This is a genomic window from Nocardia lasii (assembly GCF_042658545.1).
Classification (GTDB): domain Bacteria; phylum Actinomycetota; class Actinomycetes; order Mycobacteriales; family Mycobacteriaceae; genus Nocardia; species Nocardia lasii.
Genome location: NZ_JBHSQN010000002.1, coordinates 789180 through 813150 on the forward strand (window position 1 = coordinate 789180; position 23971 = coordinate 813150).

General features: G+C 70.8%; 15 protein-coding genes and 1 pseudogene. 5 read left to right on the forward strand and 11 right to left on the reverse strand.

The window, feature by feature from the left end:
* Positions 1–9: 9 nt before the first annotated feature.
* Genes ACFP3H_RS07370 through ACFP3H_RS07385 form a run of 4 tightly spaced genes read right to left on the reverse strand, consistent with a single transcriptional unit; the run spans position 10 to position 12130 of the window.
* Positions 10–1308: an FAD-dependent oxidoreductase gene (locus ACFP3H_RS07370; RefSeq protein WP_378601363.1), complete on the reverse strand. Its 1299-nt coding sequence runs from the start codon at positions 1306–1308 to the stop codon at positions 10–12.
* On the reverse strand, positions 1305–2297 hold the full coding sequence (locus ACFP3H_RS07375) for an AfsA-related hotdog domain-containing protein (RefSeq protein WP_378601366.1): 993 nt from the start codon (positions 2295–2297) through the stop codon (positions 1305–1307). The genes ACFP3H_RS07370 and ACFP3H_RS07375 overlap by 4 nt, the downstream gene beginning before the upstream one ends.
* Positions 2294–5488, reverse strand: a complete 3195-nt coding sequence (locus tag ACFP3H_RS07380; RefSeq protein WP_417629258.1) for a type I polyketide synthase — start codon at positions 5486–5488, stop codon at positions 2294–2296. The genes ACFP3H_RS07375 and ACFP3H_RS07380 overlap by 4 nt, the downstream gene beginning before the upstream one ends.
* Before the next feature lie 24 nt (positions 5489–5512).
* On the reverse strand, positions 5513–12130 hold the full coding sequence (locus ACFP3H_RS07385) for a type I polyketide synthase (RefSeq protein ID WP_378601369.1): 6618 nt from the start codon (positions 12128–12130) through the stop codon (positions 5513–5515).
* Positions 12131–12304: 174 nt separating this feature from the next.
* Between ACFP3H_RS07385 and ACFP3H_RS07390 the strand changes: the two genes are divergently transcribed.
* From ACFP3H_RS07390 to ACFP3H_RS07400, 3 genes are read left to right on the forward strand one after another with little or no spacing between them, the layout of a single operon-like run.
* On the forward strand, positions 12305–13201 hold the full coding sequence (locus ACFP3H_RS07390; RefSeq protein ID WP_378601372.1) for an SDR family NAD(P)-dependent oxidoreductase: 897 nt from the start codon (positions 12305–12307) through the stop codon (positions 13199–13201).
* The gene (locus tag ACFP3H_RS07395) at positions 13191–14399 is read left to right on the forward strand and encodes a lipase family protein (RefSeq protein ID WP_378601375.1); all 1209 of its coding nucleotides are present in this window, start codon (positions 13191–13193) and stop codon (positions 14397–14399) included. Before ACFP3H_RS07390 ends, ACFP3H_RS07395 begins: the two co-directional genes overlap by 11 nt.
* Positions 14400–14425: 26 nt before the next feature.
* Positions 14426–15613, forward strand: a complete 1188-nt coding sequence (locus ACFP3H_RS07400) for a lipase family protein (protein WP_378601377.1) — start codon at positions 14426–14428, stop codon at positions 15611–15613.
* Here ACFP3H_RS07400 and ACFP3H_RS07405 read toward each other — a convergent pair whose 3' ends face one another.
* From ACFP3H_RS07405 to ACFP3H_RS07420, 4 genes are all read right to left on the reverse strand, one after another.
* A complete protein-coding gene (locus ACFP3H_RS07405; protein WP_378601380.1) occupies positions 15614–17686 on the reverse strand; it encodes a xanthine dehydrogenase family protein molybdopterin-binding subunit in 2073 nt (690 codons plus the stop codon).
* On the reverse strand, positions 17683–18669 hold the full coding sequence (locus ACFP3H_RS07410; protein WP_378601383.1) for an FAD binding domain-containing protein: 987 nt from the start codon (positions 18667–18669) through the stop codon (positions 17683–17685). The genes ACFP3H_RS07405 and ACFP3H_RS07410 overlap by 4 nt, the downstream gene beginning before the upstream one ends.
* The gene (locus tag ACFP3H_RS07415; protein ID WP_378601386.1) at positions 18666–19169 is read right to left on the reverse strand and encodes a 2Fe-2S iron-sulfur cluster-binding protein; all 504 of its coding nucleotides are present in this window, start codon (positions 19167–19169) and stop codon (positions 18666–18668) included. Before ACFP3H_RS07415 ends, ACFP3H_RS07410 begins: the two co-directional genes overlap by 4 nt.
* Before the next feature lie 110 nt (positions 19170–19279).
* The gene (locus ACFP3H_RS07420; protein ID WP_378601389.1) at positions 19280–19462 is read right to left on the reverse strand and encodes a hypothetical protein; all 183 of its coding nucleotides are present in this window, start codon (positions 19460–19462) and stop codon (positions 19280–19282) included.
* 178 nt (positions 19463–19640) lie between these two features.
* On the opposite strand from ACFP3H_RS07420, the gene ACFP3H_RS07425 reads away from it, so the two are divergent.
* Entirely contained in the window at positions 19641–20414 is a 774-nt protein-coding gene (locus ACFP3H_RS07425; RefSeq protein WP_378601392.1) for an alpha/beta fold hydrolase, read from the forward strand.
* Between the two features lie 91 nt (positions 20415–20505).
* Here the strand turns inward: ACFP3H_RS07425 and ACFP3H_RS07430 are convergent, their stop codons facing one another.
* Positions 20506–20679, reverse strand: a complete 174-nt coding sequence (locus ACFP3H_RS07430) for a CsbD family protein (RefSeq protein ID WP_378601395.1) — start codon at positions 20677–20679, stop codon at positions 20506–20508.
* A gap of 125 nt (positions 20680–20804) precedes the next feature.
* On the opposite strand from ACFP3H_RS07430, the gene ACFP3H_RS07435 reads away from it, so the two are divergent.
* On the forward strand, positions 20805–21491 hold the full coding sequence (locus tag ACFP3H_RS07435) for a PAS and ANTAR domain-containing protein (protein ID WP_378601398.1): 687 nt from the start codon (positions 20805–20807) through the stop codon (positions 21489–21491).
* A 595-nt stretch (positions 21492–22086) separates the two neighbouring features.
* On the opposite strand, the gene ACFP3H_RS07440 is transcribed toward ACFP3H_RS07435, so the two are convergent.
* Together ACFP3H_RS07440 and ACFP3H_RS07445 are read right to left on the reverse strand one after the other, a co-directional pair.
* Positions 22087–22779 (reverse strand): catalase-related domain-containing protein, encoded by a 693-nt coding sequence (locus ACFP3H_RS07440; protein WP_378601401.1) that lies wholly within the window; start codon positions 22777–22779, stop codon positions 22087–22089.
* Positions 22776–23553, reverse strand: a pseudogene (locus ACFP3H_RS07445) (transposase family protein). The gene ACFP3H_RS07440 and the pseudogene ACFP3H_RS07445 overlap by 4 nt, the downstream one beginning before the upstream one ends.
* Positions 23554–23971: the final 418 nt, after the last annotated feature.

A 23971-nucleotide genomic window follows, 5' to 3' on the forward strand; every position in this document is an offset into this window, starting at 1 on the left:
CGGACCCGCTCACGCGACCAGGGCCTCGGCCGCGGCGACCCCGGATCGGAAGCAGGCTTCCAACTGGGCGCCGAGCAGGTAGTCCCCCGCGAGTTGCAGTCCCGCGACGGCGTCGGTCCGGGCGCGCACGACCGCGCGGAATCCGGCGTGATCGGGCAGGTAGGCGCAGTGCGCGGCGGACCACCCGCGCGATTCGGTTCTGATTCGCGCGGGCGTCGGCCCGCCGAGATGCGAGCGAACCCGGGCTTCGGCCTCGTCGATCCAGCGGGCCAATTCCCGGGGGTCCGGGGTGGGGCGGGCCTCGCGGCCGCTGAAGGTGTAGCGGACGATGTCGAGGTCGTCGACCCCGTAGACGCCCGCGGCGCTGCACGGCCCGGAGTCGAACGCGAGAGATCGGACGTCGCTGTCGAAGAACGGCTGTTCGTACTGCACGACCGCGACGGTGGAGGGGTAGTACGCCACCTCGCTCAAGGTCGTGGCCAGCGCGGGGACCGCCGGTTCCAGCAGGGTCGCGGCCGCGTGCGCCGGGAGGGCGACGACGACGCCGTCGTAGGCGGAAAACGCGGGGGCGCCGCCATTTTCGGAGGCGTCGACTCCGACCACCCGGCCCTCGCGCAGCACGAGGCGTTCGACGCGGGTGTCGCGCCGCACCGGCACCTGTCCGGCGAACCAGTCCAGGACCGGCTGTAGGCCGTCGACGAGTTGGTCGTAGCGGTCCTGCACCATGCCGAGACTCACCCCGAAGGCCCCGAAGTACACCTCGTCGGGTTCGGCGGCATTGAGTCGAACTGTCAACGGCCGCAGGACTTTCCGGCCGAACTCGGTACCGAACCGCGCGCTGAGCGCGCGGTCGTCGCTCGCGGCGCCCGCGCCACCGAAGTAGTCCGAGCCCAGGTAGCGGTTGCGTTCGTCCCAGCGCACGCGCGCGCCGTAGTAGAGCATCCGCGCGGCGTCGACCGGGGAGCCCATGCGCAGCAGGTGGCGCAGGAATCCGGCGATGCCGGGGTTGTCCAGGGTCACCAGTTCGCCGTCGAGGATCTGGGAGCTGTTGATCCCGAACGGCTCGTAGGCGCGCTCCCCCGAGGCCGCGATGAATTCGCGCAGCTGCTGGTAGTGGCGGCCGATGTTCTTGCCGCCCAGCATGATCGGTCGACCGCCGAGCGTGTCGAAGCCGCAGCGGCCGCCGAGCACCGCGTCCTGTTCGAGCAGTTCGACGGCGTGGCCCGCCCGGTGCAGGGTGTAGGCGGCGCCGATGCCGGACATGCCGCCGCCGACGACCGCGTACCGTTTCGCCGATGCTGTGGTCATGATCCGGTGTTCTCCTGTCGTTCCCGGGTCGCGGGATAGTGGGCCAGCTCGACGTGGGCGAGGGCGATCCGCTTGCCGTACTGGTGCAGCGCCACCTCGACGGTGATCTCGTCCAGTTCGGCGTCGCCGACGGCGGCGGTGGTGCAGATGATGGGGACGTCGAGCTCGGCGAAGTCGGTGAACTGGGCCGCGAGGTCGAGCACCGCGGCGACCGGCGAGTCGAGCAGCCCGGCCGCGGTGGCGGACAGTACCGCCGCCTGCCGGAACGCCTCGAGCAACAGCGGGCCGGGCACGTGGTCGTACTGGTGGTCGAAGAAGCTGGGGTGGCTCCGGTCGACGACCAGCACCAGTTCCTGTGCGGTCGTGCGGGCGAGGACGACATTGCGGGGGTCGCGACGGCCGACGAGTTCCGGGGGCAGGCGCCGCACGGCGGGCGTGGCGGTCGGGGCGAGTGCGGCGCGGGTGTCCTGCTGGAGTTCGCGGAACTCGTCGTAGGCGTCGCGGGGGAAGGTGATTCCGCTGCCGCGCACCGTCACCGCGAGCGCGCCGCGCACGGTCAGGGTGGCGTCGAAGGAGACCTCGCGGTAGTAGCCGCGCTCCGTGCTCGCCGCGCCCGGCCGTAGCCGCACGATCCCCTCGAATGGTTCGCGTTCGCTGTCGCGGAACGCGCTCAGGTCCTCCACCGCGAAGGTCATCCGCTGTAGGCTCGCCGGGGCGTCGGCGGGGACACCGAGGTGGCGCTGGCCGACCACGAGCAGGGCCTGGCGCACGGCCTCGACGGCCGAGAACGGGTCGTGGTAGGCGACCAGTCGATCGAACCACAGCGAGTGGGCGCGGGGAACCTGCACGGCGGCAAGGTATTCCGCGCTGCCCACCACCGCCGTGTCGGCGACATAGACCTCGGCCAGGCCGCGTCGGTGGGCCAGCGCGGCGGGCACCAGTTGCTCGAAACCGAGGGTGCCGCGCACCGGGAGCGGTCCGCCGCTCATGCGGGCACCGCCTCGGGGGCGGTGCTCTCGCACCAGATCCGGGTGGCCAGCACGGCGCCGAGGGCACGGGGCGTCGGGTGGGTGAACAGGTCCTCCAGGGTCAGCTGGGTGCCCGCTGCCGCGTTGATCCGGCCGCGCAGTTCGAGGGCGGACAGGGAGGTGAGGCCGATCGCGAGAACCGTGGCGTCGAGGTCGATCTCGTCCTCGGTGAGGTCGATGAGGATCTCCCTGATCTGGTCGACGACGAGGCCGATGGCCACATCGACGCGTCGGTGCTCGGGGATGTCGAGCAGGTCGGCGCGGGCGGGCCCGGCCTGCGGTCGCGGTGCGAGGTGTCGGCCGACCGATCCGTCGCCCGCGAGTTCGGCACCGGCGGCGCCGATCATGCTCTCCAGCACGGCGCTGTCGGTGTGGACCCAGTAGCGGCGGTGCTGGAACGGGTAGGTGGGCAGATCGATCGGGGTGGTGGACTCGGAGCACAGCGCGGTCCAGTCGATCTGGGCACCGGTAACCCAGCCTGCCGCAACGGCTTTGATCGCCGATGCCGCTTCGTCGATGCCGGGGCGCAGGACCGGGACGGCGGTGCTGTCGGTGTCGGCGAGGGTTTCGTAGACCAGGCCGGACAGGGTGTCGCCCGCACCGACCTCGAGGTAGGTGACCACGCCGGAGTCGTGCAGGTCGAGCACGCTGTCGTGGAACCGGACCGGCTCGCGGGCTTGGCGGACCCAGTAGTCGATCGTGCTGAGCTGTCCCGGTGTGGATTCGGTGCCCGTGACCGTGGAGACCATGCGCAGGCGCGGTTCCTGGAGGCGCACCGTCGCGACAACCGCGCGGAACTCCGCGGTGACGGCGTCCACGTGCGGGGAGTGGAAGCCGCGATCGACGCCGAGCCGCGCGACCCGTCGACCACGGTCGCGCCAGTGCCGGGCCAGTTCGCCGACGGCGGCACTGTCCCCGGCGAGCACGGTGGCGTTGGGCCCGTTGGCCGCGGCGATCGACACCTCGAGCTCGCGCCCGACGATCGAGGCGGCCACCTCGGCGTACGAGGCCCGCACCGAGACCATCGCCCCGGCCCGCATTGCCTGCATCAACCGGCCGCGCGCCGCCACCACGGTGATCGCGTCCTCGAGGGTCAGCACGCCTGCCACGTGCGCGGCCGAGAGTTCACCGACCGAGTGCCCGACCACGAAGTCCGGTGTCACACCCCAGGATTCGAGCAACCGGAACAGGGCCACCTGGAGGGCGAACACCGCGGGCTGGGTGTACTCGGTGCGCGTGAGCGGCTCGTCGCCGTCGAACAGCACCGTGCGCAGCGGGTGCGCGAGGTGCGCGTCGAAGCAGGCGCAGATCTTGTCGAGGGCTTCGGCGAACACCGGATAGGTGTCGTAGAGGCCGCGGCCGATTCCCGCGAGCGCACCGCCCTGACCGGGGAACATCATGGCCAGTCTGCCCCCGGCGGCGCGGGCGGACAGGACCGTCGACGGGTCGGTGCGGTCGTCGGCGATGGCCGCGAGGCCGTGCAGGAACGCCGCGCGCGTGTCGGCGACGACGACGGCGCGGTGGTCGAATCGGGTGCGGGTGGTCGCCAGGGAGTGGGCGATGGCGATGAGGTCGTGCGGGGAGTTCAGCACGGTGGCGTGCAGGCGGGCCGCTTGGTCGCGCAACGCCGCCGCGGTGCGTGCCGACAGGAGACACGGGGTGGGCCTCGGCGCCGAGGTGAGGGACGACGGCGTGGTGTCGAGGGTCGCGGGTGTGGCGTCCGGGGATTCCGCTCCCGAGTCGAGCGAAACCGGCACCGTCGCTCGGGGTTCCGGTGCCTGTTCCACGATCAGGTGGGCGTTGGTGCCGCTGATGCCGAACGAGGACACCCCGGCCCTGCGCGCGTGGTCGGTGTGCGGCCACGGCTGCGGTCGCAGCGCCAGCCGGATCCGGTTCTCCGACCAGTCGGCGTGCGGGGTCGGCGCGTCGACGTGCAGGGTGGGCGGAACCATCGCGTGCCGGATCGCCTGGACCATCTTGATCAGCCCGGCCACGCCGGCGGCCGACTGGGTGTGGCCCATATTCGATTTCACCGAACCCAGCAGCAGCGGCGGGGCGTCGGCGCGCTGCCCGTAGGTGGCCAGCAGCGCCTGCGCCTCGACCGGATCGCCCAGCACCGTGCCGGTGCCGTGGCCCTCCACCACGTCGACCTCGGCCGGGCGCAGACCGGCATTGGCCAGCGCCGAGGTGATCACGCGTTGCTGCGCGGGGCCACGGGGCGCGGTGAGCCCGTTGGACGCGCCGTCGCTGTTCACCGCCGACCCGCGCAGCACCGCGAGCACCCGGTGCCCGTGGCGCCGCGCGTCGGAAAGTCGTTCCAGCGCAACGAAACCGACGCCCTCGCCCCAGGCGGTGCCGTCGGCGCCCGCCGCGTAGGACTTGCACCGACCGTTCGGCGCCAGGGCGCGCTGGCGGGAGAACAGGGCGAACGGCATCGGCGTGGACATCACCGTGACCCCGCCGGCGAGCGCCATCGAGCACTCGCGCAGCCGCAGCGACTGCATCGCCTGGTGGATCGCGACCAGCGAGGACGAGCAGGCGGTGTCGACGGTGACCGCCGGCCCCTCGAGGCCGAGCAGGTACGCCACCCGGCCGGCCGCCATCGAGGCGTGGTTGCCGGTGAAGTAGTAGGTCTCCGCCCCGTCCCAGGCGCGGGTGGCGCCGAAACCGTAGCCCTGATCGCTGAATCCCACGAACACGCCGGTGTCGCTGCCGCGCAGGGTGGTCGGGTCGACGCGGGCGTGTTCGACCGATTCCCAGGCCAGCTCGAGCAGCAGGCGCTGCTGCGGGTCCATGGCCTCGGCCTCACGCGGGCTGATGCCGAAGAATCCGGCGTCGAACTCGCCCGCCCCGTCGAGGAAACCGCCTTCGCGCACATAGGATTTGGCGAACTTGTCCGGGTCGGGGTCGTAGAACCCGTCGACATCCCAGCCCCGGTCCGCCGGGAATTCGGTGATCAGGTCGCGCCCGTCGAGCAGCGCGTCCCACAGGTGATCCGGCGAGGTGATCCCGCCGGGGAACCGGCACGACATGCCGACGATCGCGATCGGTTCGCGGGCGCGGGCCCGCTCGTCGTCGAGTTGGGCTCTGGTGTCGCGTAATTGGCGGGTGGCGCGCTTGAGATAGGCGCGCAGTTCGGCTTCGGTGGCCATGCGAGTCTCGCTTTCCGTCCCTGGTCAGACCGAACGGACCTGGTCGATGAGGTCGAACAGGGCGTCGTCGTCGGCGCCGTCGATGTTGTCGACGGCCTCGCCCGCCGCGCCGCCGCGCAGGGTGCGCGCGAGGTCGTTGAGCCGGTCGAGCAGTTCCTCGACCCGCTCCGGCGGCAGTTCCACGCCCGCGCAGCCCGCGGAGAGCGCGTCGAGTTGTTCGGCGATCCGGGCGGCCGGGTCGTCGGTGGGGGCGATCTCGGCGCGCAGGTAGTCGGCCAGCGCGGCGGCGTTGGGGTAGTCGAAGACGATGGTGGTGCGCAGTTTGGTCCCGGTGGCCGCTTCGAGCCGGTTGCGGAATTCGACGGCGCCGAGCGAGTCGAAACCCAGGTCGGTGAAGGCGGTGTCGGCGGGGACGGCCTCGGCCGAGGCGTGGCCGAGCACGGCCGCCGCGTGCGAGCGGATGACGCCGAGGATGATCCGCTGCTGTTCGGCGGGTTCCTGGCCCAGCAGGCTGGACAGGAGTTTGGCCGACTCGTCGGAGCCGCCACCGGCCGCCCGACGCGGACCGCGCGGCAGTGAGCGCAGGATCGCGGGCATCTCGTCCACGTCGCCCAGGGAGCTGAGGGCGGTGAGGTCGAGCCGGGCGGGCACGGCGAGCGGCCTGCCGGTGCTCAGGGCGCTGTCGAACAGGGCCGTGCCGTCCTCGTCCGGGATCGGGATCAGCCCCTCGCGACGCATCCGGCGCAGGTCGCGTTCGGTGAGGTGACTGGTGATGCCGGTGCCGCGCTCCCACAGCCCCCACGCCATAGCGGTGGCGGGCAAGCCGCGGCGGCTGCGATGCTGGGCCAGGGCGTCGAGGAACCCGTTGGCGGCGGCGTAGTTCGCCTGGCCGGGGTTGCCGAGCAGGCCGGCGATGGAGGAGTACAACACGAACATCGACAGCGGGTGTCCGCTGGTCACCTCGTGCAGGTGCCAGGCGGCATCGACCTTGGGGCGCAACACCTTCGCGAGGTCCTCGGGGGTGTGCTCGGTGAACAGCGCGTCCGCCACCACGCCGGCGGTGTGGACCACCGCCGTCAGTGGGTGGGCGGCGGAGATGGATGCGACCAGGGCGGTCAGGGCGTCGCGGTCCGCGACATCGCAGGCGGCGATGTCGACGTGGGCGCCCAGGGCGGTCAGTTCGGCCGCGAGTTCGGTGGCGCCCTCGGCGGCGGGTCCGCGCCGGCTGGTCAGCAGCAGGCGGCGGGCGCCGTGCGCGGTCACCAGGTGGCGGGCGGCCAGGGCGCCGAGGCCGCCGGTGCCGCCGGTCACCAGGACGGTGCCGTCACGGTCGAGCGGAGTCGGCACGGTGAGCACGTACTTGCCGACGTGGCGGGCCTGGCTCAGCTGCCGGAACGCCTCGGGCGCGCGGCGCACGTCCCAGGTGGTCACCGGAAGTGGCCGCAACACACCGGATTCGAAGAGGGCGCGCAGTTCGGTGAGGATCTCGCGCAGTCGGTCGGGGCCCGCCTCCATCAGGATGAAGTTCCGGTAGTGGACGCCGGGGTGGGTGCGGGCGATCTCGTCGGCGTCGCGCAGGTCGGTCAGGCCCATCTCGATGAACCGGCCGCCGCGTGGGAGCAGGTCGAGTGAGGCGTCGACCTTGTCGCCCGCGAGCGAGTCGAGCACGATGTCGACGCCGCGCCCGCCGGTGGCCGCGAGGAACTTCGCCTTGAAGTCGGTGGTGCGGGTGTTGCCGATCCGCTCGTCGCCGAAGCCGTCCGCGCGCAACACCTCCCACTTGCTCGGGCTGGCCGTGACGAACAGGTCGAGCCCGAGATGGCGGGCCAACTGCACCGCGGCCATGCCGACACCGCCGGTGGCGGCGTGGATGAGCAGCGACTCCCCCGCCCGCACCCCGGCCAGGTCGACCAGGGAGTAGTAGGCGGTGGCGAAGACGATCGGCGCGGCCGCCGCCTCCTCGAAGGACCAGCCCGTCGGGATCTCGACGATCGTGCGCTGATCGGCCACCACCGTGGCGCTGACCCCGGTGAAGATGCCCATGACCCGGTCGCCGACCGCGAAATCGGTGACATCGGGGGCGATGTCGACGACCACGCCCGCGCCCTCGCCGCCGATCGCGGTATCGGGGATGGGGTACATGCCGAGCACGATGAGCACGTCACGGAAGTTCACGCCCGCCGCGCGCACGGCGATACGCACCTGACCCGGTTCGAGCGGCTCGATATCGGGCTGTTCGGTGAGGATCATGTTGTCGCCGTGCAGGGTTCCGCGTCCGCGATCGACCAGTTGCCAGTGCCCGGCGTCGAGTACGGCGGCGGATCCGACCGTGTCGGCACCGGCCCGGACCAGGCGTGGCGCGTGGGTTTCGCCGTGGCGGATCGCCAGTTGCGATTCGGTGGGGAGTTCCGCGGCGGTGAGCACGGCCGCGCGGTAGTCGCTGTGGCGGTCGAGGTCGAGCAGGGCGATGCGGCCGGGGTTCTCGTTCTGGGCACTGCGCAGCAGGCCCCAGATGGTGGCGCCGGACAGATCGGCGATGTCCTCGGCGCCGTGCACCGCCACCGCGCCCTCTGTGACGAAAACGACCAGGGAATTGGTGAATCGGTCGTCGGCGAGCAGTTGCTGCACGACCGTCTGCACCGCTGTCACCTGTTCGCGCACGATCGCCGGATCGAGTCGGCGAGCCGAGGCGGGGTGGCGCGCTGAGCCGGTGCGCTCGGCCGAGTCGATGTGCTGGGCCGAGTGGATGTGCTGGGCCGAGTCGGTCTGGTGCGCCGAGGCGGTGTGCTGTGCCGAGGCCATTTCGGTGGTGGTCGGTTCGGTGCCCATGTCGGGGTCGAGGCGCACGACGATGAGGTCTCGGCCGGCGTGGGCGCACTGTTCGATCACGACTTCGCTGGCGGGAGAGGTGAGTTCGGTCCATGTACCGGTGTCCGCCGGGGTGTCGGGGGACGGGACCGTCACCCAGTTCAGTTCGTAGAGGCCGCCGTCGGAGGAGGTCGGGCGGTGGCCGAGGGCTTCCAGGGGAATCTCGCGCAGGGCGAGGGAGTGCGCGGTGGCGACGGGTCTGCCGGTCGCGTCGGTCAGTTCCAGGCCGATGCGGTCCGGGCCGACCGGGGTGAGCCGTACGCGCAGCGACGCGGCGCCGACGGCGTGCAGGGTGACGCCCTCCCAGGCGAACGGGAGGCGGATCTTGCCGGATTCGGTCGGGCCGACCGTGCCGGTGGCGATCATGGCGTGCAGGGCGGCGTCGAGCAGGGCGGGGTGCAGGCCGAAGTCGGCGGCGTCGGCGGTGGCCGACTCGGGCAGGGTCACCTCGGCCAGGACCTCGTCGCCGTAGCGCCAGACCGGGCCGAGGCCACGGAAGGCGGCACCGTAGTCGTAGCCCGCCGCGGCCATCGCCTCGTACGGGTCACCCGCGACCACCGCGACAGCGCCCGCCGGTGGCCACGCGCCGCCACCGGCCGAGGCGACGGTCTCGCTCGCCGGTTGCAGGGTGCCGGTGGCGTGGCCGGTCCACGGCAGTTCTTCCGAGGACGCGGTTTGCGGGCGCGAGTACACCCCGAGGGTCCGGTGGCCCGAGTCCTGCGCCGGTCCGACCAGTACCTGCACCTCCACCGCGCCGGTCTCGGGCAGCACCAGCGGGGATTCCAGCACGAGTTCGCCGACGACCGGGCACCGCACCAATTGTCCAGCGTGCCAGGCGAGTTCGATGAACGCGGTGCCCGGCAGCAGCACGGCGCCGCCGATCCGGTGGCCCGCCAGCCACGGGTGCGAGTGCAGCGACAGGCGTCCGGTCAGCAGTAGACCGCCGTCCTGGGCGAGGCCGATCCGCGCGCCGAGCAGCGGATGGTCGGCGGCGGCGAGCCCGGCGCCGCGCACATTGCTGCCCTCGGCGACCTCGAGCCAGTACCGCTCCCGCTGGAAGGCGTAGGTCGGCAGATCGACCCGGCGGGCGCCGGAACCCTCGAACAGGAGAGCCGGATCCAGCGCTGCCCCCTGGGAATACAGGGCGGACAGTCCGGTGACGAACGCGAGTTCACCCGCGACGCCGGGCCGTTGGAGCGCGGTCGCGGTCGTGGCCGCACCGTCGTCGGCGATCTCGTGCACCATCGCCGTCAGCGCGGTACCGGGCCCCATCTCGGCGAAGCAGTGCACCCCGCCCAGCTCGCGCGCCCAGCGCACCGCGTCGAGGTAGCGGACAGGCTCGCGCAGGTGGCTCACCCAGTACTCCGGGGAGCACAGCTGTGCCGGCTCGGCCACCTCGCCGGTGAGCGCCGAGATCACCGGCAGCGTCGGCGGGTGGTAGGTCAGCGTGCGGCAGACCGCGCCGAATTCGGCCAGCACGGCGTCCATCTGGGGCGAGTGGAACGCGTGGCTCACCCGCAACCGGGTGGTGCGCACCCCGTCGGCGGTGAGCTGGTCGGCGATGGCCAGCACCGAGCTCTCCACGCCCGAGAGGACCACGGACGCGGGACCGTTCACGGCGGCGATGCCGACATCGTCGTAGAGCCGGATCAGGTCCGCGACGGTTGCGGGGTCGGTGGCGACCGCGACCATCGCGCCCCCGGCGGGCGCGGACTGCATGAGCCTGCCACGCGCGGCGACCAGGGTGCACGCGTCGGCCAGGGACCAGACCCCCGCCACGAAGGCCGCCACGATCTCGCCGATCGAGTGTCCGAGCACGAAAGCCGGTCGCAGGCCCCAGGATTCGGCCAGCCGGTACAGCGCGACCTCGGTGGCGAACAGGGCCGCCTGGGTGATCTCGGTGCGGTCGAGCGCGCCGGTGTCCTCCGGCGCGAAAACCAGGTCACGCAAGGGGGTTTCGAGATGACGGTCGAATTCGGCGCAGATCTCGTCGAACGCGGCCCGATAGACCGGGTAGCCGTCGTAGAGTTCACGGCCCATACCGACCCGCTGGGCACCCTGTCCGGGGAACATCACGGCGGTGACGGCGGCAGTCGCGCTGCCGCGCACCACATTCGGCGCCGATCGCCCCTCGGCGAGCGCCCGCACACCGGCGGTCAGGTCCGCGCGGTCGTGGCCGACGATCACCGCGCGGTGATCGAAGCGGGCGCGGGTCTCCAGCAGCGACAGCCCGATATCGGTCGGCTCGGCGTCCCGGTTGGTCTCGAGCCAGTCGAGGAGCGCACCGGCCTGTGCGGCCACCGTGTCGGCGGATCGGGCGGTCACCACCCACGGAATGACCGGCGGCGCAACGACATCCGTCGACCGCGATTCCTCGTCCGCACCTCGCTCCACGACGACGTGGGCGTTGGTGCCGCTGATGCCGAACGACGACACGGCCGCGCGCGGCGGCCGCCCGGTCGCGGGCCAGTCCCGCACCTGGGTGACCAGCTCGACCGTGCCCGAGGACCAGTCCACATGCGGGGTCGGTTCGTCGACATTGAGCGTCGGGGGCACCACCCCGTGCCGCATCGCCATCACCATCTTGATCAGCCCGCCGACCCCGGCGGCGGCCTGGGTGTGGCCCATGTTCGACTTGAGCGAGCCGAGCAGCAGCGCGTGCGCGCCCTCGCGCTCGGCGCCGTAGGTCGCGAGCAGGGCCTCGGCCTCGATGGGATCGCCCAGTCGGGTGCCGGTGCCGTGCGCCTCCACGACGTCCACGTCGGTCGTGCTCAGGCCCGCGTCGGCCAGGGCCGAGCGGATGACCCGCTGCTGGGAGCGCCCGTTCGGGGCGGTCAGACCGTTGGACGCGCCGTCGGAGTTCACGGCGGTGCCGCGCACCAGACCCAGGATCCGGTGCCCGAGCCGCCGGGCCTCGGACTCGCGTTCGAGCAGCAGCATGCCGACCCCCTCGCCCCACGCGGTGCCGTCGGCGCCCGCGGCGAAGGACTTGCACCGGCCGTCGGCGGCCAGTGCCCGCTGGGTGGAGAACGCGACGAACGCGGCGGGCGTCGCCATCACGGTGACCCCACCGGCCAGCGCCAGACTCGACTCACCGGAACGCAGCGACCGCACCGCCTGGTGGATCGCCACCAGCGAGGACGAGCACGCCGTATCCACGGTGACCGACGGACCCTCGAGGCCCAGCACATACGACACCCGCCCGGAGGCGATGCTCGACGCCTGCCCGGTCATCAGGAAATGCTCGATCGTCTCGCGCACCCGCTCGTCGATATCGCGCGAGGACGGGCCCTCGGTATCGGGCATCAAACCGACGAACACGCCCGTCGCGCTGCCGCGCACACTCGTCGGGTCGATGCCGGCGCGCTCGAACGCCTCCCACGCGGTCTCGAGCACAAGTCGCTGCTGCGCATCCATCGCGTGCGCCTCGCGGGGGCTGATGCCGAAGAAGTTCGCGTCGAAGCTGGTGGCGCCGTCGAGGAAACCACCGGTGCGCACATAGGACTTGCCCGGCACGCCCGGTTCAGGATCGAACAGGCCCTCGGTGTCCCAGCCACGATCGCTCGGCCACTCCGACACCAGACTGGTCCCGCGCACCGCGGCCTGCCACAGCTCCTCCGGCGAGGTGACCCCGCCCGGATACCGGCACGCCATGCCGACAATGGCGATCGGCTCGGTCGCGCGCGCCTCCACCTCGTCGAGGCGGGCCCGGGTGGTCTGCAGTTCCCGGATCGCCTTCTTCATGTACGTGCGTAGTTCGTCTTCGCGTGCCATGGGGCAAACATCTCCTGCGTCAGCGTTATCGACCGGCGCCACGCTACGACAACGAACAACCGAATTACGGTCGCGGCGAATCTCTTTGGGAAACGACCAATGGTCGCGGCGGCGTGCCTGACAATTTCCAAACGCATTGCCCGCACCCGCGCCCGGTTCGTAAGGTCATGCGCCATGGCAAGGACTCCCGATCCGATACCGGATCAGCACGGCCGACGATTCGTCATCACCGGGGCCAACGGCGGCCTGGGCGAGGTGGTGACCCGCACGCTCGCGGCCAGTGGCGCGACGGTGATCATGGCGTGCCGCGACCCCGAACGCGGCCGCGTCATCGCTGATCAGCTGGCCGGCGACGTCACGGTGGCCCCGCTCGATCTCGCCGATCTGTCCGATGTGCGGCGCTTCGCGCGCGAATGCGGTGAATTCGACGTCCTCATCAACAATGCCGCGTTGATGAATGTGCCGTTCGCGCGCACGGTCGACGGATTCGAAACGCAATTCGGCGTGAACCATCTCGGCCATTTCGCCCTGACCGGCCTGCTGTTGGACCGGATTCGCGACCGGATCCTCTCGCTGTCGAGCATTTCGCACGGCTGGACTTCGACACTGCCGCTCGGCGATCTACGTTTCGAGCACCGACGCTACAGTCGCCATAGCGCCTATCCGGAATCGAAACTCGCCACCCTGATATTCGGACGCGAACTCCAGCGCAGGCTGCGCGAATCCGGGTCCTCGCTGCGGTCCTACACCGTGCATCCCGGCGTCGCCCCGACCGGGCTCGTCGCCAAGACCCAGACCCCACTGGACTACGTGTCCGAGCCGTTCATTCGGCTGATCGGCCAATCACGCACCGCCGCTGCGCGATCCACGCTGTTCGCCGCCACCGCACCCGACGCCGACCCCGATGTCTACTGGGGGCCGACGCGGCTGTTCAACACCAGGGGCCCGCTCGGCGCCTGCCCGTCGAGCGCGCTGTCGCGGGACCGCAGCCTGTGGCAACGGTTGTGGGCGGCCTCGGAACAGGCCACCGGCGTCCGCTTTCCCGCCGCGGCGGTGTCGCGTGAGAGTTAGCCTGCGCACCCTGGCCTGTGCGGTGCTGGTCGGCTTGCTCGCCGCCTCGGGCCCGCCCTCCGCCGCCGGCACACCACCGCTGTATCCCGTGCCGGACCCCGACCCGTTCTACGCCGCGCCCGTCGACCTCGCGGGCGCCGAACCGGGCGCGGTGCTGGCGGTCCGCGCCCAGGAGCCGCTCCCCTACTTCCCCACCGCCACAGTCACTCTCGTGAAGTTCCGGTCCACCGACTCGCAGGGTCGCCCGATCGCGGCCACCACCACCGTCCTCACCCCGAAAGACCACCGTACCGGCGGGCCGCTGCTGTCCTACCAGCACATCATCAACGGACTCGGCACCCAGTGCGCGGTCTCGCGCGCCCTCTACGCCTACGACCCGAATCTGCTCTATCGCGCTGTGCCACTGCTGAATACGATGCTGCTACGCGGGTGGAGCATCGCCCTGCCCGACCATCTGGGCCCGAACGCCGCCTACGGCGCGGCCAAACTCGGCGGGCAGATCACCCTCGACGGCATCCGCGCCGCCACCCGGATTCCCGAACTCGGCCTCGCGGACAGCCCGGCCGCCATGCTCGGCTACTCCGGCGGTGGCATGGCGACCGCCTGGGCCGCCGCGCTGGCCCCGCAGTACGCGCCCGAACTCCGCCTGGTCGGCGCCGCGCAGGGCGGGGTGCCGATGAACATCACCACCATGGCGCGCGCGCTCGGCCTCGCCCCGCATCCGATGTTCGGGCTCGCCATGGCCGCGGCGCTCGGACTCGAACGCGAGTACCCCGACCGGCTGCCGATCACCGAGCAGCTCAACGACACCGGCCTGGCCGTGCGCGACGCCATGGCCAACGGGTGCACGGTCGAACTGATCGCCGCGGGCGCCATGCACAGTGCCGCCGACCTCGCCTCGACCGTGTCGCTGATCGACGACCCGCGCGCGTGGGAGGTGGGTGACGCGAACAGCCTCGAACTGTTCGAGCCCGTGCCGAGGATGCCGATCTTCGAGTGGCACACCCCCATCGACCCGCTCATTCCCGTCGACGCGGTCGATCGCACAAACCAGCGCTACTGCCTGGCCGGAACGCCGGTGGTCTCCGAGCTCTACCCGAGCCCCGACCACCTCGCCACCGCCGTGCTCGGCTTCCCCTCCGCCGTCGCCTGGCTCGATGCCCGCTTCCGCGGCGAGCCCGCGCCGAGCACCTGCTGATCTCCCCGAGAATCGAGGATCCACCCATGCGCCGGACAATCACGGCCGCGTTGGCGGTGCTGCTCTACAGCCTCACCGTCACCGTCTTCGCCCCCGCCGCGGCACCCGCGCCGCGCTACCCCACCCCCGAGGCCGACCCGTTCTTCCACGCCCCGGCCGATCTCGCCGACCACGCCCCCGGTGACGTGGTGCGCCAACGCGAGTTCCACCTCGGCCCCTACCAGGGCACCGACATCTGGCAGGTCGCGTTCCGCTCCACGAACTCCGGCGGTGACCCGATCATGGGCATCACGACGGTGCTCATCCCCGCCGGGGTCGTCGACCCGCCGCTGGTGTCCTACCAGGCGTTGATCAACTCCCTCGGCACCAAGTGCAATCCCTCGCACTCGCTGATCAGCGACGAGACACCCGACGCGTACGGCGCGGTGCTGCCGCTGAGTCGCGGGTGGGCGGTGGCCCTGCCGGACTACCTCGGCCCGAATGTCGCCTACGGCGCGGCCAGGCTCAGCGGCATGGTCACCCTCGACAGTGTGCGGGCGCTCCAGCGCGCGCCCGAACTCGGGCTGGGCCGGTCGCAGATCGCGTTGGCCGGCTACTCCGGTGGCGGGCTGGCGACCGCGTGGGCCGCCGCCATGCAGCCGACCTACGCCCCCGAACTGACGCTGGCCGGGGTCGCCGCGGGCGGTATCCCGGCCGATCTCGAGCAGATGGCCCTCGGTCTCGGTTTCGGGAACCACCCCGGGTTCGGGTTGGCCTGGGCGGCGGCGATGGGTCTGGAACGCGAATACCCGCAGCGCCTGCCCATTTCCGACCAGCTCAACGGCGAGGGACTGTGGTTCCGTGACTTCACCGCCGACGAGTGCCGCCGGTTCCTGCTGTTCCACGGCATCACCCGCAGCGCCGAACAACTCGCGGCGACCAAGTCCCTGATGGACGACCCGCAGGCACGAGAAGTGCTGCGGGAGAACAGTTTGCGGTACTACCCGAACCTTCCCGAGACGCCGACGCTGTTCTGGCAGGGCGTCTTCGACAGCCTCACACCGTTCGACGCGGTCGCCGATGTCGCGGACCGCTACTGCGCGGCGGGCGTGCCGATCACGTTCTCCCGCTACCAGATCGCCGAACACATGACCACGGCCGTGGTCGGACTGCCCGAAGCCTGGAATTTCCTCGAAGCCAGGTTCCGCGGCGAACCCGCGCCGACGCGCTGCTGATCACAGCGCGTCGAGCAGGTCCTCGAGGTGGATGGGGACGTGGCGGACGCGGACGCCGGTGGCGTGGTGGATCGCGTTGCCGACCGCGGCCGCCGAGCCGACGATGCCGATCTCGCCGATTCCCTTGCTGCCCATGGGGTTCACGTGCGGGTCGTGTTCGTCGATCCAGCTGACATCGATCTCGCCGATGTCGGCGTTGACGGGGATGTGGTAGCCGGCGAGGTCGTGGTTGATCACCTCGCCCAGGCGCGGGTCGAACTCGCTCTCCTCGAACAGCGCCATCGACAGGCCCATGGTGACGGCGCCGATGAACTGGGAGCGGGCCAGGCGGGGGTTGATGATGCGGCCCGCGCCGAAGACGCTGACCACGCGCGGGACCCGGATCTCGGCGGTGTCGGCGTGCACACGGACCTCGACGAAGTGGGCGCCGAAGGCGTGGGTGGAGTAGTTCGCGCGGTCGGGATCCTCGGGTGCTTCGAGGGTGAGTTCGGCGCCGTCGGCGGGTTCCTGGCCGTAGCGGTCGCGAAAGGCCCTGGCGGCGGCCACCACGGCCGAGCCCCAGGACGCCATGCCGGTGGAGCCGCCCGCGACCGTGCCCTTGGGCAGGGCGGAGTCGCCGATGCGCAGGTCGATGTGGGCCTGGTCCACGCCGAGGGCGTCGGCGGCGATCTGACCGAGGGAGGTCCAGGTGCCGGTGCCGATGTCCATGGCGTCGATGGCGACCTCGTAGCGGTCGCCGACGCGGCGCACGCGCGCGCAATTGCCCGGGGAGACGTCGGCAGGGTAGGTGGCGGCGGCGACGCCCGAGCCGATCAGCCAGCGACCTTCCCGGCGCGAGCGCGGGGTGGGGTCGCGGTCGGCCCACCCGAACCGTTCCGCGCCGGTACGCAGACACTCGACCAGGCCGCGACTGGAGAACGGGCGCCCGGTTTCGGGGTCGACCTCGGGCTCGTTGTGGACGCGCAGTGCGATCGGGTCCATGCCGAGGGCCACGGCGAGTTCGTCCATCGCGGTCTCGGCGGCGTACATGCCGGGGCAGTGGCCGGGCGCGCGCATCCACGAACTGACCGGCACATTGAGCGCGGCCAGCCGGTGGGAGGTCTCGCGGGTGGCGGCGGCGTACATCATGCGGGACACGACCGCGGTCTGCTCGGCGAACTGCTTGACCACCGAGACCTGTTCGATCACGTCGTGGGCGATCGCGGTCAGGGTGCCGTCGCGGTGGGCGCCGAGCCGGATCCGCTGGATCGTGGGCGTGCGGTAACCGGCGAGCGTGAACAGCTGCTGCCTGGTCAGGGGCAGTTTCATGGTGCGGCCGCCGGTGAGGGTGGCGGCCATGGCGGCGAGCACGATATTGGCGTGGGGTTCGCCCTTGGAGCCGAAACCGCCGCCGACGAACGGGGCGATCACGTGCACGCACTCGGGGGCGATGCCGAACAGACCGGCGATGGTGGCGCGCACGACGTGGGGGCCCTGGGTGGAGTCGAACAGGACCAGGGTGTCGCCGGTCCAGTGGGCGACGGTGGCGTGCGGTTCCATCGGATTGTTGTGGACGGTGGCGGTCGTGTAGGTCTGGTCGATCGTGACCGGGGCGATCTCGAGGGCGGCTTCCAGGTCACCGATGGAGGTGTCGGCGCTGAATCCGCCGTCGACTTCCTCGGGGGTGTAGAGGTCGTCGCGGGTGGCGCTGAAGGTGGTCTCGGCGGGGTGTTCGTCGTAGGTGACCACGACTCTCGCGGCCGCGTCATTCGCTATTTCGAGACTGGTCGCGACCACCACGCCGATCGCTTCGCCACGGAAGGAGATCTCGGGGCGCTGGAGGACGAACAGTTCCTTGTCGTCGTCGGCGGCCAGGCGGGGCGCGTTGTGGTGGGTGATGACGAGAACGACGCCGTCGACCTTCTCGGCGGCGGCGGTGTCGATCCTCGTGATGCGCCCGCGGCTGATCGTGGACTGGATCACACAGGCGTACAACGGGTTTCGCTGCGGATGCTCCATCGCGTACGGCGCGACACCGCGCAGTTTCGCGGGGCCGTCGACGCGGGTGGGTGAGCTGCCGATCGCCGCGCTCATCGGGCCTCGCTCAGATCGCGCAGGGTCGCGACGAGAACATTGCGGGCCAGGGGGATCTTGAAACCGTTCTGGCGCTGGGGTCGCGCGGCGGCGAGTTCGGTCTCGGCGGCGGCGGTGAAGTTCGCGACCGTGGCGGGCTGTCCGCGCAGGTGGTCTTCGGCCAGGCGCGCCCGCCACGGCTTGGGTGCCACGCCGCCGAACGCGATTCGCACGTCCCGGACCACGCCGTCGGCCAGGTCGATCGCGGCCGCCACCGAGACCAGCGCGAACGCGAAGGACGCGCGATCGCGGACCTTGCGGTAGGTGGAGGTGGTGGCCCAGTCGAGCGGGGGCAGGTCGACGGCGGTGATCAGGTCGCCGTGGGCCAGAACGGTGTCGCGCTCGGGGGTGTCGCCGGGCAGGCGGTACAGGTCCGCCACCGGGATCTCGCGTTCGCCGTCGGCGCCGAGCACCCGCACGACCGCGCCCAACGCGGCCAGCGCCACCGCCATATCGGAGGGATGGGTGGCGATGCACTGCTGCGACGCGCCGAGGATGGCCTGGTCGCGGTCGAAACCGCCGATCGCCGAGCAGCCGCTGCCGGGGGCGCGCTTGTTGCACGGCACGGTCGCGTCCTGGAAATACGGACAGCGGGTGCGTTGCAGCAGGTTGCCGCCGGTGGTCGCGAGGTTGCGCAGTTGGGCGGACGCACCGGCGAGCAGGGCCGCCGACAGCATCGGGTAGCGGGCGCGGATGAGGGGGTGGGCGGCCAGGTCGGCGTTGCGCACGGCCGAGCCGACGCGCACGCCGCCGTCGGGGCCGGGCGTCACCTCGTCGAACGGCAGGCCGCTGACATCGACGAGTTTGCCGGGGGCGATGAGCCCGAGTTTGAGATGGTCGACGAGATTGGTTCCCGCGCCGAGGAATACGGCATCGGGTTCGGCCAGCACAGCCGCGACCGCGTGGCCCGCGTCGGTGGCGCGCTCGTAGGCGAACTCCCTCATCGCGCCGCCTCCTCGATCGCGGCGACGATGTTCGGGTACGCCCCGCACCGACACAGATTGCCGCTCATCCGCTCCCGGATCTCGTCGGGACTCAGCTCCACCTCGGCCGACAGGTCCGCCGTCACGTGACTCGGGGCGCCCGCCTTCACCTCGTCGAGCATGCCGACCGCCGAGCAGATCTGACCCGGCGTGCAGTAGCCGCACTGGAAGCCGTCGTGGTCGAGGAAGGCCCGCTGGACCGGGTGCAGGGCCTCGCCGTCGGCCAGACCGTCGGCGGTCACGATGGTCGCGCCGTCGTGGGCGACCGCCAGGGCCAGGCACAGGGTCGCGCGCCGCCCGTCGAGCAGCACCGTGCACGATCCGCACTGGCCGCGATCGCACCCCTTCTTCGGACTGGTGATCTCGAGTTGTTCACGCAGCAGGTCGAGCAGGGTGGTGCGGGTGTCGACCTCGACCTCCCGAACCACTCCATCGACGGTCACACTGATCCGCACTCGCATCGAACGGCCTCTCGTCGCGGGATACCTCCACACCGACTAGCGCGGCCGCCCCTGCCGAGCCGACCACCGTCCGCCACGCTACCCCCGAATCCGAGGCCCTCCGGTGACCGTCAGTCCGAGTGCGGGTCCGCGATCGGTCGCCGGTAGTCGCGCACCACGAGCACGACGGCCACGACCAGCCAGATGGCCCCGTACACGGCCGCGCGCGCCGGGCTCCAGCTCGCCCACAGCAAGCCGACACCGGTTCCGGCCGCCGCACCCATCAGGAGAATCGTGTTCGAATACCTGCCCATGCCGCGATCATGACACGGATATCGGGCTCGATTACCGGATTCAGGTTGTCTCGCAACGATTTCGGCGAACCGCTCCCCCGCTGTCGCTGACTATCTCGCACCGATGTTGTCGCGGACCGGTGAAATCGGTCGGTCGGCGGCGTCGTATAGGAAGAGTGACTATCGAAGGGACGACGGCATGGGGATCGCGGTATCGCGGGACGGCACGGAACTGACCTACGACGTGGCCGGGACCGGGCCCGCGCTGGTGTACATCACGGGGGCGACGTGTTTTCGACGGTTTCGGCCGATCGTGGCCGATGTGAAGGTGTTCGCCGGGGAGTTCGCGGTGTACAGCTATGACCGGCGGGGTCGGGGCGACAGTGGCGATACGGCGCCGTATTCGGTGACGCGGGAGGTCGAGGATGTCGAAGCGGTGATCGACGCGGCGGGAGGGCGCGCGATTCTGTACGGACATTCGTCGGGGGCGGCCTTGGCGTTGGAGGCGGCGGCGCGGATGCCGGAGAAGGTCGAGCGGGTGGTGATCTATGACGCGTCGTATGTGGCTGACGACGCCGAGCGGGTTTCCTATGCGGAATTGGCCGCGACAGTGCGTGCTCGGCTCTCGGCGGGGCAGAATTCTCGGGCGTTGACAGTGTTTCTGCGGGGAATCGGGATGCCCGGGGCGTTCGTCGCGCTACTTCCGATGGTTCCGGGGTGGAAGTCGATGAAGGCGCTCGCGCCGACCCTGATGTACGACATCGCGATCACCGCGGACCCGCTGCCGGTGGCACGGTTCGCGAGTATCGCGGTGCCGGTGCGGGTGGTCGTCGGAGAGAAGAGTCCACCGGAACTGCATCGGGTGGCGACGGCACTGGCCGAGGCGATTCCGGGTGCGACCCACCACGTACTTCCCGGGCAGAACCATATGGTCAGTGCGAAGGCGATACTTCCGGTACTCGCCCGACCGTGAATCAACTCGCCGCACTGCTCGACCACGTCGCCGCGCAAGCCGCGGGCCACCGGTCCCCTGAGAGACCGATGGCCCGCGCGTACGGGGTGGATCAGCCGCGGAAGGCGTCCTTGACCTTCTCGCCGGCGTCCTTCAGGTTCGACTTGGCCTGCTCGCCGCGACCCTCGTTCTCGAGATCACGGTCGTCGGTGGCCTTGCCCGCCGCTTCCTTGGCCTTGCCCGCCAGTTCCTCGGCCTTGTTCTTCGCCTTGTCTGCGATGCTCATGGTCTTCCTTTCAGACAGGTTCTCGACCAGCTGGTGGTCGTGGGCCGTCCTGGGGACCCACCGACGGCCTACCCGTGTCCGCCGGGTGCAAACAGGGACAGCTCGCGCGGTGAATAATCAGACCCATGACCGAACGGAACGATGTATCCATGGCTGAGCGCGCGCTGGTCGAGCGCGTGCTCAGCGTGGGCGACGCACTCACGGTCGGCCGGTTCCGCTTCAGGTTCGCCACCAGGCAGTGGGAATGGTCCGACGAGGTCGCGCGGATGCACGGCTACCCCGCAGGCACGGTGCCGACGACGGAGATGCTGCTGTCGCACAAACACCCCGACGACCGCGACCGGGTGGCGGCGATGATCACCTCGGTCGAGGACAGCGGCGCGTTCTCCAGCCACCACCGCATCATCGACACGCGCGGGCGGGTGCGCGATGTGCTGGTCGTGTCCGAACCCCTCACCGACGCCGCCGGGACCGCGATCGGGACCGAGGGGTACTACATCGACCTGTCCGAGACGGCCGCCGAATACCGGCGCGAGGCCCTGGACCAGGCCCTACCCGGGCTGTTGGAGGCGCGGGTGGTGATCGAACAGGCCAAGGGCGCGCTGATGCTGGCCTACAGCGTCAACGCCGATCAGGCCTTCCGGGTGCTGCGCTGGCGCTCACAGGAGACCAACGTGAAGCTGCGCGTGATCGCCGAACGGGTGGTGGCGGCGCTACCGACGGTGGCGGGCGACGAGGTGCGGTTGCGCACGCGACTCGATCACGTGCTGCTCACCGCGCACGAAGGGGCTCCGGCCGACTCCGTCGGGTAGCCGACGCTGGGGTTACCCCCGGCGGAAGCGGGGTATCGGGCCGCCTGGATCCGGCGGAGGCGGGGGCGCGGGGAAGGGATCTCCCGGCCGGGGCGGCGTGGGCACCGGGTCGCCCGGGGTGGGTGGCGGACCGCCGGGATACGGGTGACCGGGATCGGGGGCGGGCGGATCGCCGGGGCCCGGTGGCGGCACGGGACCGCCGGGGCCGGGATACGGGTGACCGGGATCGGGCGGACCACCCGGTCTCGGCGACGGAACGGGTTCGGGCGGTGCGGGGACCGGGTCGCCGGGAGTCGGCGGGACCGGGTCGGGGGCCGGGCCCGGCGGGGCGGGCTCGGCGGGGATCGGGCTCGGTTCGGTGAGTTCGATCGGGGACATCATCGCCTCCTGTTGTCGGCTCGACGGTCGGCGCGCGTCGTTGAGCGCCGCTGCGGCCGGGAATGGGCCGAGTGCTCGCACCGCGATGGCGTCGTTGACATCGCGGGTCGCACTCGACCCACCCGAGGTGTCTCGGTGTCGATCGGTCACGGCGTGCCGGTGGATCGTCACACCGGTGGAATGCCCGGCCCACCAGCGTCGAAACGGTGCACCGGGATCAGGAATCGCTCTCGAGGCGGGCCCACGCGCGGTGCTCGGTCAGGCCGGTGAGCAGGCCGCTGGTGGCCGCGGCCGGGTCGGCGACGGTGATGCCGGGCGCGGCGGGGTCGATGCCGTCGCGTTCGAGCACCCCGGCGGCGGAATCGACCGCCGCGATCGCCTTGCCGTGCCGCCACAGCTCCTGGACCAGCAGGTCGACACGCGGATCGCTCGAGGCCGCCAACAGCACGGCGGCGTCGAATTCGACCGAGCGCATGGTGGCGTAGGTCCGGGCGACCGGGGCGCCGGCCACCTGACCACCATGCGACGCGACGACCATCGGCGTGACCTTGGCATCGGTCAGGGCGGTGGTGACCGTGTCGAGGGCGTCGGCCGGGGTGTCGTCGTCGACGAGCACCGCCACCACGCGCCCGTCGACCGGGAACGCGCCCTGGCGCTGGGACAGCGCCGGACTGGTGGCCAGGTCGACGTGGCCGGCGTTCGCGGCGGGCTTGTCGAGCCCGAGTTGGCCCGCCACGTACTCGGCGAGACCGTCCTCGACATTGGCCAACATCTGCAGCCCGCGCTGCTGGATCGTCGCGGACAGGCATTTGCCGAGTTCGAACGAGAACGCGTCGGCCACGTGCTGCTGCTCGCCCGTGGTCAGGCTGCGGTAGAACATGCGCGCCTGCGAATAGTGAGCCTTTTTCATCCTGCCGACGCGGCTTGACGCTCGCGATCCTGGAGAACGCTGATCGCCTTCACCAGACGGGTGGTCTTGTCCGGGCAGCAACGGAGCTTGCGCAGGACCTTCCATACTTTGAGCTGGGCGAACACTCGTTCGCCGCGGCCGCGTAGCCGGGCATGAGCGCGGTTGGCCTGCTTCTGCGAGGCAGGCTTGTTCCAACCCTTGTACGGAGTGAGGACTCCCGCGACGCCTTGGTAGCCCTTGTCTGCCAACACGATCCAGCCGCCGGTGACCAACTCGGTCACGATCTGCCAGATCCAGGCAGCTTTGCTGTCATGGACACTGCCGGGTAAAGCGGGTGAGAGCCACACGATCTCGCCCTCTGGCGAGGCCAGGACCTCCCACGTTCATCCCGTGTAACCGGTGTTTGCCGGAGTAGAACGGTCGATCCGCGGCGACTCGGTCGATCGCGATCACGGTGCCATCCAGAATCAGATAGCTGTGACCAGCGGCTTTGGCCTTCCTCAACGACGATCTCAGGCTCGGTGCTTGTGCTGATAGCAGCGTGGTTGTTTCCTCGACGTAGCGCCAGGCGGTACTCGTGGAGATCTCGAACCCGGCCGCGAGATCGGTGAATGGTTCATCTTTGCGCAGGTAGACCAGGAAAAGCCTGGCTTGTTGGCCGGGATCGAGTGCGCGCCACCGTGATCCGATCTCGCGTCGGTGCCGGCGGATCACTGCGGCGACGAAGTGCAGGGTCGAGGATGACAACGGCAGTGCGGCAGGGTAAAACAGCATGGGAAGCCTCTGGTGGACGAGTCGATGTGGTAATCAGCTCTCTTACCAGGGGCTTCGCCAGTTCGCACGCCGGGGAGGCGCCAATCATGCTGCGGGGCAACGCCGTTCAGCGGCAGGATGAAAAGGGCTCACTGAACGCCGCCGCACCCAGATCACTTCCACGCCAGGTCGCAGGCCATTCGCGCCCGCCAGCTCCAACCGTGCCGGATGCGCCGGGCGCCATATCGGCACGAAGAGTTACCAGCATCACCATGTTGGCCTACTGGCGCCGTAGCAAAACGACTCACTGAGCGTTTCCGAGTAGCGGGTCAGCGCCTGGCGTAGCCCACCGGATGCTGGTCGGGTGGAGTCCGGCCGGATCATGTTGCCGTGCAACGAGAAACGCGGAACCTCTGGTAGGAAGTAGGTCCGACTAAAG